At 41.4% G+C, this 14744-nt stretch carries 11 protein-coding genes and 1 pseudogene; 4 read left to right on the top strand and 8 right to left on the bottom strand.

Annotation, left to right across the window (positions count from 1 at the left end; genetic code table 11):
• Positions 1–507: substrate-binding domain-containing protein (locus ACKPEB_RS18990; protein WP_408966541.1), on the bottom strand; the 507-nt coding region annotated here is incomplete at its 3' end.
• A 320-nt stretch (positions 508–827) separates the two neighbouring features.
• Here ACKPEB_RS18990 and ACKPEB_RS18985 point away from each other — a divergent pair.
• On the top strand, positions 828–1619 hold the full coding sequence (locus ACKPEB_RS18985; RefSeq protein ID WP_408966540.1) for a Crp/Fnr family transcriptional regulator: 792 nt from the start codon (positions 828–830) through the stop codon (positions 1617–1619).
• 129 nt (positions 1620–1748) lie between these two features.
• Here the strand turns inward: ACKPEB_RS18985 and ACKPEB_RS18980 are convergent, their stop codons facing one another.
• Complete coding sequence (locus tag ACKPEB_RS18980; RefSeq protein WP_408966539.1) at positions 1749–1976, bottom strand: DUF1049 domain-containing protein; 228 nt, start codon at positions 1974–1976, stop codon at positions 1749–1751.
• Positions 1977–2067: 91 nt separating this feature from the next.
• Between ACKPEB_RS18980 and ACKPEB_RS18975 the strand changes: the two genes are divergently transcribed.
• Positions 2068–2505: a DUF4079 domain-containing protein gene (locus ACKPEB_RS18975; protein ID WP_408966538.1), complete on the top strand. Its 438-nt coding sequence runs from the start codon at positions 2068–2070 to the stop codon at positions 2503–2505.
• Positions 2506–2750: 245 nt separating this feature from the next.
• A complete protein-coding gene (locus ACKPEB_RS18970; protein ID WP_408966537.1) occupies positions 2751–7019 on the top strand; it encodes a response regulator in 4269 nt (1422 codons plus the stop codon).
• 62 nt (positions 7020–7081) lie between these two features.
• Here the strand turns inward: ACKPEB_RS18970 and cysE are convergent, their stop codons facing one another.
• Positions 7082–7897, bottom strand: a complete 816-nt coding sequence (cysE, locus tag ACKPEB_RS18965) for a serine O-acetyltransferase (protein ID WP_408966536.1) — start codon at positions 7895–7897, stop codon at positions 7082–7084.
• 347 nt (positions 7898–8244) lie between these two features.
• Between cysE and mrdA the strand changes: the two genes are divergently transcribed.
• The gene (gene mrdA, locus ACKPEB_RS18960; RefSeq protein WP_408966535.1) at positions 8245–10089 is read left to right on the top strand and encodes a penicillin-binding protein 2; all 1845 of its coding nucleotides are present in this window, start codon (positions 8245–8247) and stop codon (positions 10087–10089) included.
• 129 nt (positions 10090–10218) lie between these two features.
• Here the strand turns inward: mrdA and ACKPEB_RS18955 are convergent, their stop codons facing one another.
• The 5 genes and pseudogenes from ACKPEB_RS18955 to ACKPEB_RS18935 form a co-directional block, all read right to left on the bottom strand.
• Positions 10219–10527 carry a 2Fe-2S iron-sulfur cluster-binding protein gene (locus ACKPEB_RS18955; protein ID WP_408966534.1) on the bottom strand — a complete coding sequence of 103 codons (309 nt, stop codon included), beginning with the start codon at positions 10525–10527 and terminating at the stop codon, positions 10219–10221.
• A 109-nt stretch (positions 10528–10636) separates the two neighbouring features.
• Positions 10637–12970, bottom strand: a complete 2334-nt coding sequence (locus tag ACKPEB_RS18950; RefSeq protein WP_408966533.1) for a TolC family protein — start codon at positions 12968–12970, stop codon at positions 10637–10639.
• A gap of 121 nt (positions 12971–13091) precedes the next feature.
• Positions 13092–13517, bottom strand: a complete 426-nt coding sequence (locus tag ACKPEB_RS18945; RefSeq protein WP_408966532.1) for a DUF4278 domain-containing protein — start codon at positions 13515–13517, stop codon at positions 13092–13094.
• 188 nt (positions 13518–13705) lie between these two features.
• Entirely contained in the window at positions 13706–14050 is a 345-nt protein-coding gene (locus ACKPEB_RS18940; protein ID WP_408966531.1) for a phospholipid-binding protein, read from the bottom strand.
• Between the two features lie 41 nt (positions 14051–14091).
• A pseudogene (locus tag ACKPEB_RS18935) lies at positions 14092–14744 on the bottom strand (hypothetical protein); the annotation flags it as partial.

The raw sequence follows: 14744 nt of genomic DNA, 5'->3' as shown, positions 1-14744 counted from the left end.
AATATCATCACGGGTTAAATCAGACCATCCCTTAACCCCAAGATTCGGATCTCTAACGACTAAAGCAGCAACGGATTTATGCACGATTGACTCATTAGGTAGTTCCTGTTCCCAACCGGGTTGGATGAGTCCGGCTTTCTCGATTTTTGCCGTATCTCCCGCTAAGGCTAAAGCCACCACATCGGCTTCGAGTCCATCAATCACAGCACGGGTTTGTGAACCTGAACCGCCATAGCTTTGCTCAAATTCTACAGTCTGCCCGGTTTGGGCTTTCCACTGTTCTGCAAACTTCGGAATGATTTTTTCATAAGCACTTTTAGTCACCGCGTAGGAAACCAAGGTGAGTTTAATCGGTTTGTTGGCTTGGGCTTGGGGTGCTGGATTCTGCGTGGTGTTGGGTGATGAATTACTGGCGGTGTTGGGTGAAGAGCAAGCGACGACGATCCAGTTAAGCGCCAGTCCGGTGAGAACACAACCGACCAATTGAGCAGAGGCACGTATTTGCATTGTCAAACTCCTGAAATTGGGATGAAATTCATTTACACAGCTTTTTATTTTTTACTGTGGTTTGATTCTAGCTCAAACTTATTTGAATTTCAATACATTTGTATTCAAAAATTTGAAGACTTGAGTTTGTAATCAAATGCCGTTGCCATGTCAAGATAAAGATAGGTTGATCCAGTGGTGCAATCGGGGATCATGCCATCGAACCCTGTGGGTACAGTATTCAACTCTGAAATGCTGTAGAAAAAACCCGATACCCAGCATTGCTACCGCTAGGCCTGCTATCGGCTATCAATCCGGTGAAGTTCGTAGGAAAGGACAACATGGCAGCACAAGCACCTTCAACATCTGAAGTCGAGTTAGCAAAACTTTTGGTTGAGAGTAACTACCTATTCAAAGACTTAGACGTTCACTGGCTGGCTCAGTACCTTTCCCCAAACCTCACAGTAGAAAAGCTGTATTCCAACCGCCCTGTCTATACCGCCTTTCGTCCCCATATTTATTTAGATGTTCTCTACATTATTTTGAGTGGCGGGCCGATTATTATCCGTAGTACGCCCCTAGACCGAATTATTACGATTAGCTATCCGGGGGGATGTTTCGGGATGAGAAATCTTCCCTTTAGCTATGGTCAGATGAGTCGGGCGTTTCCTAGTTTAGTCGAAGCTTACAAAACCACCGATGTGATTAAGCTACCCCTGGATAACCTCAAAGCCATTTATCACAATAGCGAAGTGGTACGGGAACGTTATGATCATTTCTTTGAACTGCGGGAAAAATTTCAGTACCATTTACTCAATTGCAGTTCCTATCCGCCTCAAGCCGTTGCAGCTTTATTAAGAGCTTTGGTTTATCAAGAACGTAGTTTAGGAAATCAACCTCAGTCTGATGGAGTTTATACTTTTGATTTACCCGTTGATGTGATTGCACGTTCCTGTCAGTTAAACCATCGCACCGTTGAACAAGTTCTTAAGGGAATGCAAAAGGTCAAATTAATTGAAGTGGCTCGACCTCATGATGTTTCAGAAGATATTATTCGCGTTATTGACCCGGAAGGACTCAAAGAAACCTATAGCGCTACCCGTGATAAAGTTTCTTGGTGGCCGTTGAAGTAACTAGGGGAAATAATAGGGAATTACGAATGGGGGATGGGGACTCTTTCAATAGGCAATAGGGGAGAGAAAAGGGCAATCATCAATAATTTTTTGATGTTTAACTCAAATCAAACAGCCTTAATTGCCTACTCATTCGGGATTATGATTGATTCCTTGGGCGATGGGTTTGAATAAGGCTGCACCGAGAAGACCGACAACGACACTAAAGGCGAGAATGACACCGATGGGTAGTTGGATAGACTCCAAAAAGAGGAATTTTAAAGAAATCGGGGTGGCATTTTGAACGGCGAGAATTGCGATCGCACTGATCCAAAATGCAACAATAAAGCTGGTTATAATAGCAGGAGCATTCAACATAGATTAGGACAACTCATCAAATTAAAATATTGATGTTTCTAGTTTAATGAACTTCAGCAGAAAATAAAAATTGATTTCAAGAGTTTGTACAATGAACCTACCTTCATTTTTGTGGTTGTGGAAAATAGCAGCTTGGTCAATGGGATGTTCTATCTTCGCGTATTTGGTCTTAGCGGTGACGGGAGGATGGATGTTGTATTCCCGTAAAAGCAAACAACCTCGACCCAACGGACTGAGAACCCTTCATTATGTTTTGGGTGGGGGAATGGTTGGTTTAGTTCTAACTTTACTCACGATTGGTTTAGTGGGAACCTTTGGATATTATGGTAGTTTAGGACATTCGATTCATCTGGCTGCTGGATTAATTGTGGTCAGTTTAGTGTTAGGATCAGCGTGGAGCGCCACCCAGATTAATCCTAAAAATTCTTGGGCGCGATCGCTTCATATTAGCCTCAATATTGGTTTATTTTTCGCGTTTACTGCGGTGTCTTTATCTGGGTGGGTCATTGTCCAAAAATACTTACCTTAATTTAAGGTATAGCAATTCTAAATCGGTTGTCAATGATGACAACTGAAGAGAAAGGGTTTTTCCCAACTCTAAAAGCCAAGATACAATAAGGGTAGAAATTGATTGCGTGAAACTCCAGTTTGAGTGTTGAAACCCTTGTAACTGTTGATTTCCATATCTAGGATTGTATAGAATCATTGTTTTGAGAGCATGGGTGCAAGTATAACCTCGTTAATTGCCAAATAGATGTCTAAGGTCACACCGCCATGAAATTGCGAAAGAAAACACTACTCATTATAGGCGCAGCCCTGATTGGGTTAATCGTGGCGATGTATGTTAGCGCATCCCTGTTGCTAGTCCATGACTTTAACCATCTGGAAAATCAGTATGTTCGTCAAGACGTGGTACGAGCCTTAAATGCTCTCAATGATGACTTAGATAGTTTAGACATTATTGCTCAGGATCAAGCTAAATGGGATGATACCTATCACTTTATTGATTCTCAAAACGCTCAATATGTGCTTTCTAACTTAGTTGATACGACTTTTGCAGATTTACGACTCAACTTATTTGTTTTAATTAATCCTAAAGGGGAAATTGTTTTTAGTAAAGGATTTGATTTACAACGTCGTCAACAAATAGCAATTCCTAACAGCTTATGTTCCTATCTTACTTTAAATAGTCCTCTTTTAGCAAGTCTCAAACAACCGAATTTAACCTCTAGGGCAATTCAAGGCATTATTGTGTTACCTGAAAGCCCTTTAATGGTTGTAGCTCGACCGATTTTAACCAGCACCGCATCGGGGCCAAGTCGGGGAGTTTTAATTTTAGGACGGTATTTGAATCAAACTGAAATTGAACGATTAGCAGATATCACTCAACTATCCTTAACCCTTGAACCCCTGATTCAAACATCGGCGAATGATGGTTTTTTGTTATTTCCTCAAACTCAACCTTATCAGGAAGATATTATTGTATCTCAAGCCATTCGTCTGGAATCTCTGAATGCAGAAACACAAATTGCATCGGTTCCTCTCGCTGATTTATATGGTCAACCTCAATTAGTTTTACAGGTTCAAGTTAATCGTCCCATTTATAAACAAGGTCAAACCACTTTAGCTTATTTCACATTATTTTTAATCTTAGTCGGGTTATTTTTTGGAGCCATTACCCTATTATTATTAGAAAAATTAGTGTTGTCTCGACTAACTGATCTGAATACTACGGTTAATGAAATTGGGGAAACTGGAAATTTAGCCTTAAGAATTGATGTTCCAGGGAAGGATGAATTATCGAGTTTGGCAGAAGCGATTAATCAAATGTTACAAGCTTTAGCTGATGCCCAATGTCAAGGTCAAGAAAGTGAACAACGCTATCGATTAATGGCAGAAAATTCAACGGATATGATTACTCGCCATTCTCCAGAAGGCGTGTTTTTGTATGCTTCTCCCGCTTGTCTTTCGTTATTAGGATATGAACCCGAAGAGTTCATTGGAAATTCATTACCAGATTTCATTCATCCTGATGATTTAGATGTCATTATTAGAGCTTATCGAATAATTTTACAACAAAATGTTATCTACACCATAGAATATCGAATTTGCCATAAAAACGGCGATTATATTTGGTTTGAAACCACCAGTAGTGCGATTCGCAATCCCACAACCGGAAGTGTTCAGGAAATTATTGGTGTATCTCGTGATATTAGTGAACGGAAACAACGAGAACAACAACTACAAGACAGTGAAGCGTCTATTCGATCCCTCTATCAAATTACTTCCGGTCAAGACTTAGATTTTCAAACCCGACTTCAACAAATTTTAGAACTAGGCTGTAGTAAATTTGGTTTAGAATATGGGGTTTTATCCCACGTGACTTTTGATTCTTCCTTATTGTCAGAACTCGATGAAGAAAACAACGATTTATATCAGATTATTGCAGTTGTTGCCCCGGATCAATCCATTCAAGTAGGACATATTTATAACTTAGAAGATACATTTTGTCAGATTACGATTCAAGCTCAACAACCCCTGTATTTTGAATCTGTTAAATTTTCTAGTTTACCCTTTTGTCCGGCTAATAAAATTTTCCCTATTGAAGCGTATATGGGTACTCCAGTGATTGTGGAAGGAGAGGTTTATGGAACCCTTTGTTTTTGGAGTACTCAAGCGTTATCTGATCCGTTTCATGCGGTGGATCGAGATTTATTAAAATTAATGGCTCAATGGATTGGAGGTGAAATTGAACGTCAAGAAACCGCTACTGCTTTAGCCAAAGCAAGAGATCAAGCGTTAGCCGCAACCCGCGCTAAAAGCGACTTTTTAGCCACCATGAGCCATGAAATTCGCACTCCTATGAATGCAGTGATTGGGATGACCGGGTTACTTTTGGATACCCCGTTAACCTCCATGCAGCAAGATTTTGTAGAAACAATTCGCAGTAGTAGTGATGCTTTATTATCGTTAATTAATGATATTTTAGATTTTTCTAAAATTGAATCAGGAAAATTAGATTTAGAAAATCATCCGTTTAATTTAAGAACTTGTATTGAAGAATCCTTAGATTTATTAGTTACTAAAGCCGCGAGTAAAAATCTCGATTTGGCTTATTTAATTGATCCCTGTACTCCCAGTCAAATTATTGGGGATATGGCAAGATTACGCCAAATTCTAGTCAATCTTCTTAGTAATGCTGTGAAATTTACAGACACAGGAGAAGTTGTTGTGTCTGTCACCGCAGAAAAACTCAATGATTCCCTATCTAATCAAGAGCAAAACTTAGACCAATCTCCCAATCAAGACATCGTGATGAATTATCCACTTTCTTGTTCTGTTTATGAAATTAAATTTGCTGTTCAAGATTCGGGAATTGGGATTTCTGCAAACGGAATGGAACGCCTATTTCAATCCTTTAGTCAAGTGGATTCTTCCATTAATCGTCAATATGGGGGTACGGGTTTAGGATTAGCTATTAGTAAACGATTAGCTGAATTGATGGGGGGTCGAATGTGGGTAGAAAGTCAAGGAGTAATCGCCGGAGAGCCTCCAGCTAATTTTAAAGTAGAACAATCTTTAAATTCCTTTTGTTTATTAGAGGGAGAAGGAAGCGATGAAGAGGACAGTAAAACCGAAAAAATTAAAAAAACTCGTAAAGGTTCAACCTTTTATTTTACTGTTGTTGCTGAGTCCTGTTCTATTTTATCTCCTGAATGGTCAACTTTACATGAATTAGCTGGAAAACGATTATTAATTGTGGATGATAATGCTAGTAGTCGTCAGATGTTAAAGCTACAAACCCAAGCTTGGGGAATGTTAAGCCAAACGGTTAAAAATGCAGCTAGAGCGTTGGATTGGTTACAGCGAAAACAGTTTGATGTGGCGATTATTGAAATGCAAATGGTAGCTATGGATGGATTAACATTAGCTAAAAAAATTCGTCAATTACCGTCTTGTCAAAATTTACCCTTAATTTTATTAACCTCTGTCAGCGATCAAAATATTGGCAAATCTAAATCTATTGATATTGCAGCTTGTTTAAATAAACCGATTAAACAATCTCAACTTTATAACGTTTTAATTAATATTTTAGGGGGTGAACCGTTAGAGGTTCATGTTCAAAGTCAAACCTATTTACATAGCCGAAATCCAAGGACTTTACGTTCGGGTCAAGATATTCCTTTATTAGCAGAAAAATTACCCCTGCGAATTTTATTAGCCGAAGATCATCTGGTCAATCAAAAAGTCGCCTTACAAATTTTACAACGGATGGGATATCGGGCAGATGTTGCCGGGAATGGTTTTGAAGTTTTAGAAGCCTTGCGTCGCCAACCCTATGATGTGATTTTAATGGATATGCAAATGCCCGAAATGGATGGGTTAGAAGCCTCCCGTCAAATTCAAAAATTATATGGAAATTCTCAGAAATCTTCCATCACGCGACCGCGAATTATTGCCGTCACCGCTAATGCGATGGAAAGTGATCGCAATGAATGTATCAATGCCGGGATGGATGATTATATTAGTAAACCGATCCGCATGGAACAGTTAATCCAAGTTCTCAGAAAATGTCAACCTATGCCAGAACTTGCTGTTAGTTTAGATCCCGAAATAACCAACCATAAAACATCAAATGTAACCCTAAATCCACCATTACCTTTAACTGTAATTTCTTCGAGTCCAGAGATTTTAGATCCTAAAGTTTTACAAGGTTTAAGGGAAGTAGAAGCTTTGGAAGAAGTGATTGAGATTTACTTTGATACGGCACCAGAACTACTCAAAGCCATTGGCATCGCGATCGCTAATTTAGATGTTCAGGAACTACAACCGGCGGCTCATTCTTTAAAATCCATTAGTGGCACTCTCGGCGCGTTCAGTTTATCCGAACAATGTCAAAAATTAGAACATCTAGCCCGTCACTGTCATCAATCTCAAAATCCCTTACCTCAAAACGAATGTGAAAGGATTTATGCCCAAATTGAAATCGAATTTGAGCAAGTTAAAATTGCCTTACAAAAAGAATTAAGCCAGAATAATTGAAATTGAGGATTGCAAACAGGCAACCGAAATCAAAGTTCACATGAGTCTTGTTGCCCAGAACCTTAAATTCCAGCACCATCTAAAAACTCTTGGATCGTGCGATCTTTAAGACGACAATGGTTTGCGGTTAAAACCGAGTATTCTCCATCAACATCGGTTGTCTGTTGTTGAACGCTTAACTGTTCTGAGTCAGGAGAATATTCTAATTTCAGAACCGCTTCTAGTTGATCACAAGTAACAGAAGATTGTTTTTGCAGCATTTGTACCTGCTGTTCCAACATTTCAATGCGATCCACTAACATCCGAATCACTTCGGCTTCGGAGTCAGGAAGGCTACCATGTTCAAGGGGATCAATCCGCACTCCAGAGCGATAAACAATACGACCCGGAACACCGACAACTGTACAATTAGAAGGAACATCCCGCAGTACCACCGAACCCGCACCAATACGGACATTATTCCCCAGTTGGATATTCCCTAAAACTTTGGCTCCGGCTCCGACGACAACATTTTCTCCGAGGGTGGGGTGGCGTTTGCCACTTTCTTTCCCGGTTCCTCCCAAAGTTACACCTTGATAAATCAGGCAAAAATCCCCTAAAATAGCCGTCTCACCAATCACAACACCCATGCCATGATCAATGAAAACACCTTTACCAATGACAGCGCCGGGATGGATTTCAATTCCCGTCAAAAACCGAGCCATATGGGAAATCAGACGAGGAATAAAAGGAAGCCCGACTGCATATAACCCGTGTGCGAGGCGATGAAACAGCAACGCCTGAAGACCGGGATAGCAAAACAGGACTTCTAACCAGTTGCGAGCCGCCGGATCACGTTCAAAGATCATGCGGAAGTCATCTCGAAGGGTCTTAAGCATCGATTAATTAACCATTTTGTTATACAGACGACTCTTTTTATTCTAAAGGATGACGGCATCTGCATGACAGAGGTAATTGGTTCTTTTAAGATTCGGTTTTCTGGGTTGACACTATAGATAGATGATCGTTTTTCCAGGGGATTATGCTGTTATTCTTCATGAGTTTAATGATATTGGTAACGGTACTGATCACTCAGGGGGTGATTTTATTTCCCATTGACAGCATTTCCAGCCTACAATTGCCCAATTGGATAAGTTTAGTCGTACTATTAGTCGTACTATCTTGGTGCTTAGGCGAGTAATTGGGTGTTGAGTCTTATTTATCGGATCGAAATTAATTAAGGGATATGGAGAGCAATTATTCTTGGGGTACGGATGTCCGTCAAACCGCAATTCATGAGCGAAGTCAGCAAAAACGACATATTCGTCCTTTATATCGTGCCGTCTTATTAATGGTTGTAGCAACCCTAGGGATAGGCTTGCATTCTTTTCGTCTAGTACAATTGCAACTGATAGACGGTCAGAAAAATCGAGAACGAGCTGAAGAAAACCGGGTTCGTTTGATTCCAATTCCTTCTAACCGAGGGTATATTTTAGATCGCAATAATAAGCCCTTAGCCGCCAATCGTTTAACTCGTGCCTTATATGTTTGGCCCAAGGAACAAACCCAAGAACAATGGAAACAAATTGCCTCCAAGCTAAGTCCGGTTTTGAACATGACACCAGAACGGATTTTAGCTCCAATTGAAAAAGCGGGGTATCAATCAGGGACTTCCGTCAGAATTAGTCAATTTTTAACACCAGAAGCCTTTGTGTGGTTAGGCGAAAAATCTGCCGAATTTCCAGGGTTAGAAGTGAGAACAGAATCTAACCGTTATTATCCTCAAGGAAATTTAGCTTCACAGGTCTTAGGCTATATTGGTGAAGCAACCGCCGAAGAGTTGAAAAAACACCCAGAATGGCCGATGGGGATGGTTGTGGGACAGTTAGGCATTGAAGCAATGGCGAATCAAGATCTGTCTGGGGTCTGGGGTGCTCGTTTAATTGAAGTCAATAGTTTGAACCAAGAATTACGGGAATTAGGTCAACGGGACTCGAAAAGCGGAAAAAATGTTAAATTAACCCTCGATTTAGATTTACAAAAAACAGCAGAAGCCGCCCTAGCAGATCGACGGGGAGCAGCCGTGGCTTTAAATGCCAAAACCGGAGAAATTTTGGTCATGGCCAGTAGTCCTCGGTTTGATCCGAATATGTTTACCAAACCCATTAGTCAAAATCAATGGGAAGAACTACAAAACCAGGATGATCCGTTTTTAAATCGAGCCTTACAAGGATATCCACCCGGAAGTACCTTCAAAATTGTGTCCTCAGCCGCAGGTATGGGGTCGGGTAAATTTACTCCCGACTCGATGATCGCCACCAGCAGTTCAATTACCGTCGGGGGAATTACCTTTAACGAACATAGTGGAGGGTATGGAGTGATTGGATTTCGAGATGCCCTTGCCTTTAGTAGTAACACTTTTTATTATCAACTGGGAATGGCTATTGGCCCAGAAAAGATTGCGGAATGGGGGAAACGCCTGGGTATTGGAAATACCAGTTTAGATCTTTTAGGATTGCAGGAAGGCTCAGAAGGATTTATTCCGACCCCAGAAGATAAGGAAAAAATCTATGGTGAACCTTGGTATTTAGGGGATACCGTTACCATGTCCATTGGTCAAGGAGCGGTGTTAGCGACACCCTTAGAGATGGCTGTGATGGTCGCCTCGATTGCCAATGGAGGAAATCGGGTTAAACCCCATCTATTAGGGGATTTAACCCATACAGCGAAAACCAAACCCGAACCTACTGGAATGAAACCAGAAGCCGTTCAGGTGATTAAAGAGGGACTGATCTCGGTCGTTGAATATGGGACAGCCCAACTCATGAATGATGGTTCTATTCCCCTAACCGGAGGCAAAACCGGGACATCTGAAGTGTTAGGACAAACCTCTCACTCTCTTTATGTGGCTTTTGGCCCTGCAAAAAATCCTGAAATGGCGATCGCCGTTGTGGTTGAAAATGGAGGTTATGGCTCTAAATCGGCAGCCCCCATTGCTAAAGCCATTTTCCAAACTTATTTTTCTAAACAGCAACCGACTTCTGGAGTGACCAATCTCCAACCCTCAGAAGTCAGCCTCACTGAAGATTGACACTCTCAGGTCTGAAGACACGCTCGTTTTCAATCTCCCACCTTGGTCTTATAAAAAGTCATCGGGTATTTGTGCTATCAGGGGTAGGGAGATTATATGATTACGTCCCTACCCCTGATTCAGCTTGACTTACTTGCGCTTTTGCGGTTTGGTTTTGACGCTAATAGGGCCATTAACAATGGTTTGACAGGCTAATCGATAGCTATCGGGCTTTTTCTTAAGAATGCGTGCTTCTGCCTCTGTGCGCGGAGAAACATGATCCATGCCTTCGACAATTTCCACAATACAAGTCCCACATTGACCATAACCGCCACAGTTCATCATTTTGCCTGTGAAAGTATATAAGTCGATGCGGTTTTCCAGGGCTTTCAGTCTTAAGTTAGCCCCATCGGCTGCGATCACGTCTTGATTTTCACTAACGAATTTGATATTAGCCATTTCAATTGCAATGTCCTAGCTTCATTAACACAACCTCTCTCTAAATTATTACAAAATGTTAACAAGTGGGTGCAGGGCTGACGGTTAAAGGTCAACCGTCAACCGTCAACTAAAGCGGATAATCCGACAACACATTACTGGGAAGGTTACTGACGGCTCGTTGTAACGACGACAGAGCGCGGTTATAACCAATAATGGCGTTAAGAAGTCGGTTTTGGGCGCGAGTTAAGTCGGTTTCCTGGTTAATCACTTCTAACTGAGTTCCCACCCCAGCTTGGAACCGTAAACGGGCTAAACGTAAAGCTTCCGTTGCTTCTTCCACCCCCAAACTTGCAGTTTGAATATTATCAAAGTTGGCTTGCAAATCATAGTAAGCTCGTTCCACATCCAAACGAATTTGATTCAATAATTGATCAAAACGTTCATCAGCAATTCCAATCTCTAACTCCCGTTGTCGAGCTTGGGCTTTGGCCGCACCCCCATCAAAGAAATTCCAAGACAACTGAACTTCAGCTTGATAACCATCGGCCCAGCCTCGGGTAGCCGTATAATCTGGGTCATCACTAATCAATCCCAAAACGTTATAAGTTGCCGATAAAGTCACATTGGGTCGAGTTGCCGATAAGGCGACTCGTCGTAATTGTTGAGCGCGATCGCGTTCTGCTAACTGTTCTTCTAACTCAGCACGATTATTATAAGCTTGAACAATCGTGTCTTCTAAGGTTAAATCCCAAGCTCCCGCCAAAGCAATTGGATCAGCCGCCAAGATATTGGTATTTTCATCAATATTCAAAATGGCAGCCAGTTCTCGCCGACTTTGCAGTTGATTTCGCCGTGAATTGGTGAGATCCTGTTGAGCATTCGCCAAGGTGACCCGAGCTTGCAATACTTCAAAACGAGTTCCCACACCTGCGCGTTCCAAGGCTTCCGCATCTTCTAAACTTTTTTGGGAGTTTCGCACCGCAGCGGCTTGAATTTCAACAGCAGCATCGGATTCTTGCAAATTATAATAGGCACGAGCTACGTCAAATCGCAATTCTTCAATCGCGGTTTCTAGCCGTAATTCTGAAATGCGTAACTGCTCTTGGGCAGCCCGAATTCTTGCTCCTCTTGCTCCATTAATGCCTAAGTCATACTGGAATTGAATGGAATTATCAAAGGCATAAGTACCAAAGTGAGTGCCAAACTCCCGTTCATCTGCTCCTGGAACACCATTAAAGCGAGCGACTCGTAACGCACGGTTACTCGCGCGAACCTGTAAGTCTTGTTGGGCAGAAACATTGCGAGCAAAACTGGAACGAAAGAATAAACTGGGATATAAATCCGCTTGGTTTTCCCTCAGAGTTGCCAAGCTTTGTTCGACTTGAAGTTGGGAAATCCCGACATTCTCATTATTCGCAATGGCTAAATCAATTGCTTGTTGCAGAGTAATCGGAACGGTTTCCTCAATATTCACTTGTTCGGGTAAAGTCGGACGATAGAGAGGATTGGGACTGGGAAATAAAATTTCCGGGGGATTGGTTTGTAATGTTCCGTTGGGTGTGGGGGGGGGAAAGGGAGTTGTCGGGGGGGTGAGGTCAGGAACCTCTAACGCTGGTCTACTCACTTGAGCCAGTTGCGTCGGTTGAGGCAGCCTTTCTCTATCGCCAGAAGCGGTTAAGGGTGAAGTCAAATTCGATAATGCTACTTCAACCTGCAAGGAAGAATTGTTTTCTGAGGATAGAGAATTATTTCTTAATGGATTGAATAAGTTAACATCCGGGCTTCTGCTGGGTGTTTGGGAAGCTGGATTGTCTTCTGATAAGGTTGTATCGGAGGTTGAGGTTGGACTGTGGGCTGTTAAAGAAGGTTGTTCTAAGGGTTGAGCAACAACGGTAGATGGAGTTGTTACAGAAACAGATGATTGAGCAGTTTTTGTAGGATTTTGTTTAAAAACTGGGGTGGGTGATTCTGAAACCCCTTCAGATTGAGCCACTGAGGTTGGCTGTGTTAAGAAATTGTCAATGAGACGACGGCTCTGAGTTGCAGTCGATTGAGCTTTTGTAGAATTTTGCTTAAGGGTTGAGGTTAGGATTTCTACAGGCAAAGACCCCGACTCTGAAACGTTTGGTGATTCAATGGAGGTTTGAGGGGAAGGTTCAGAAGCAGAACCAGAAATCGGTTGTCCCTGTTGCTGGGTTTCTGGCTCATCAGTATCTAAGGTTTTCTGTGAGGAATCCGTTGCCGTTGAGGATAATGATTCAAGACTCGCTTCTACTTCGTTAGCAGTCGTCTGTTGAGATTCTGTTAGATTTTGTTTTAACTCTTGGGGTTGAGTTGTATTTGAGTTAGGTGCATTCTCTGGAGGCTCAATGGGGGAAGGAACAGCCGTTCCAGCCCCTACATTGATTAATGTAATTGCTCCACTCACTCCCACAGCCATCAAATTACGAAAAACGGACATAAGGCTTCTTTTCTGTCTACAAGTCCAGAAACAATTTTAGAGCAAGCGAGCAATATTCCTAAGTTTTTTGAGACTACCTGGCGGATGAGAAGGTTGTAGTTCAATCAACGAGAGGACTTTTTTAGCAAGCAATGTGTTTTGCTTCCAAGTCTAACTGACGCAGGAGATTCAAATCGCCCCGTTCGATCGCCGATTGACGTCGCCGTTCCAATAAACGGCATAAATGATTGGCGTGAACTTTAGCGGTATTTTCGTCTAGGACTTTCTCAAAGGTCACTAACCGTAGGGTTGCACCCTGTCGTGTTTCTACAGATGACTTTTCACTGGAAACTAACGGGGTAATGTCGTTGAGTCCCTGTTGCGGTCGTGTGTGATTGTACGAAACACATCGATATTTGAGGGATTGAGGGTTGTGAGGGACTGGAATATGGCGAGGATAGTGAAACTGGACACTTTGACCCCGATATTGACCGGTTAGTTCACTTTCAACTACATCCCCAGAGGGAAAAGAGGCTTCGTACTGATTGCCACGATAGGTAAGTTTCATATCTGTTTCTCCTGACCTTAGATTTAAAGAGGCTGTGTTAAAGACAAATTTTAAACGGTTTTTTTATTTCTGTATTCATTGTTACACTTTTCTCGGTCAGATCAGTAAACTTAACAAAACTTTATGAATTTTTCATGATATTGCTAACCGTTGACGGTTGACTGTTAACAGACAACCGCCAACCCATCCTACCCAATGGTGACTTGAGAGGTATCAACGCTAATAGTTCCGGGTTGGAATTCAGCAATATTAACAGCTTTTTCCAGAAACCCTGGACTGGGGACTTTTCCTTTGAGAATCACAATTCCGCCTTTTTGCGCGACCCACAAGGAGCCAATATCATCCAGTTCGGGATCTTCATCAAAGGCTAAAGCCACCCGTTTAGCTAGACCGCTTTCGTCATATTCCCCAGTAATTCCAATGCGTTCTGGCGGTAGGGACGTATTCGCCGCCGCCTGTTGTACCGTATCGTCAGAGGGTTTGTTGGGAATATCACCTGTAATTGCGCCAAAAATACGTTCAAACCATCCCATAAAATCAAAGATCCATTTAGGATTAATCAGACGGCTTCAGTTTAGTTGAAATTGGTTTTAGACGCAAGCCATTTTTGCAATTCTTCTTTTAACCATTTTAATTCTTCTTCGGGTAATTGATGCCCAAAACGATAGGTTTTCCGACGGGAAAAAAAGAAAATATTAGGTTCTTGGGTCACAATTTCTAAACTGGGATAATAATTTCCTTTATGATCGGTTTTTCTAATTAAATTAATTTGTTGAATTTGACAAATTTCCCCTTGTTTACGAAAAGGTAAATAGGAAAACCAAAAAATTTCAAATTTTTGATCCTGAAAATTAAGTTTAACTTGTTCAAAAGGTTTATAATCAATTAAAGCTTGATAAATTAGCCATCCTAAAGTTACCGGAATTCCTAATAATGTTAAATCAAATAAAATCTTTAAACTGAAATTGACTTGAGTTAAGATAGAAGGTTCTAAAATTCTATAAAGGGGGTAAGTAATTAAAAAAGTAATCGCAGTGAATCCTAATATTTTAATAGGCATTGTTCCAGGGAGGATTTGTAACCTTTTTTTAATACGATTGAGGGGGTATGCTAAAATCTTCTGAACCGGAGAGATATATTGTAAGGAAAACCCAGAAGGAATTTTAACATGAAACTGGTTAGGAGATTGAGATAACTGAATAGAAGGTTCAGAGGATGTTTTTGAGA

This window comes from Planktothrix sp., from assembly GCF_046067725.1.
Classification (GTDB): domain Bacteria; phylum Cyanobacteriota; class Cyanobacteriia; order Cyanobacteriales; family Microcoleaceae; genus Planktothrix.
This window is presented reverse-complemented; position numbering and strand designations above follow the sequence as displayed.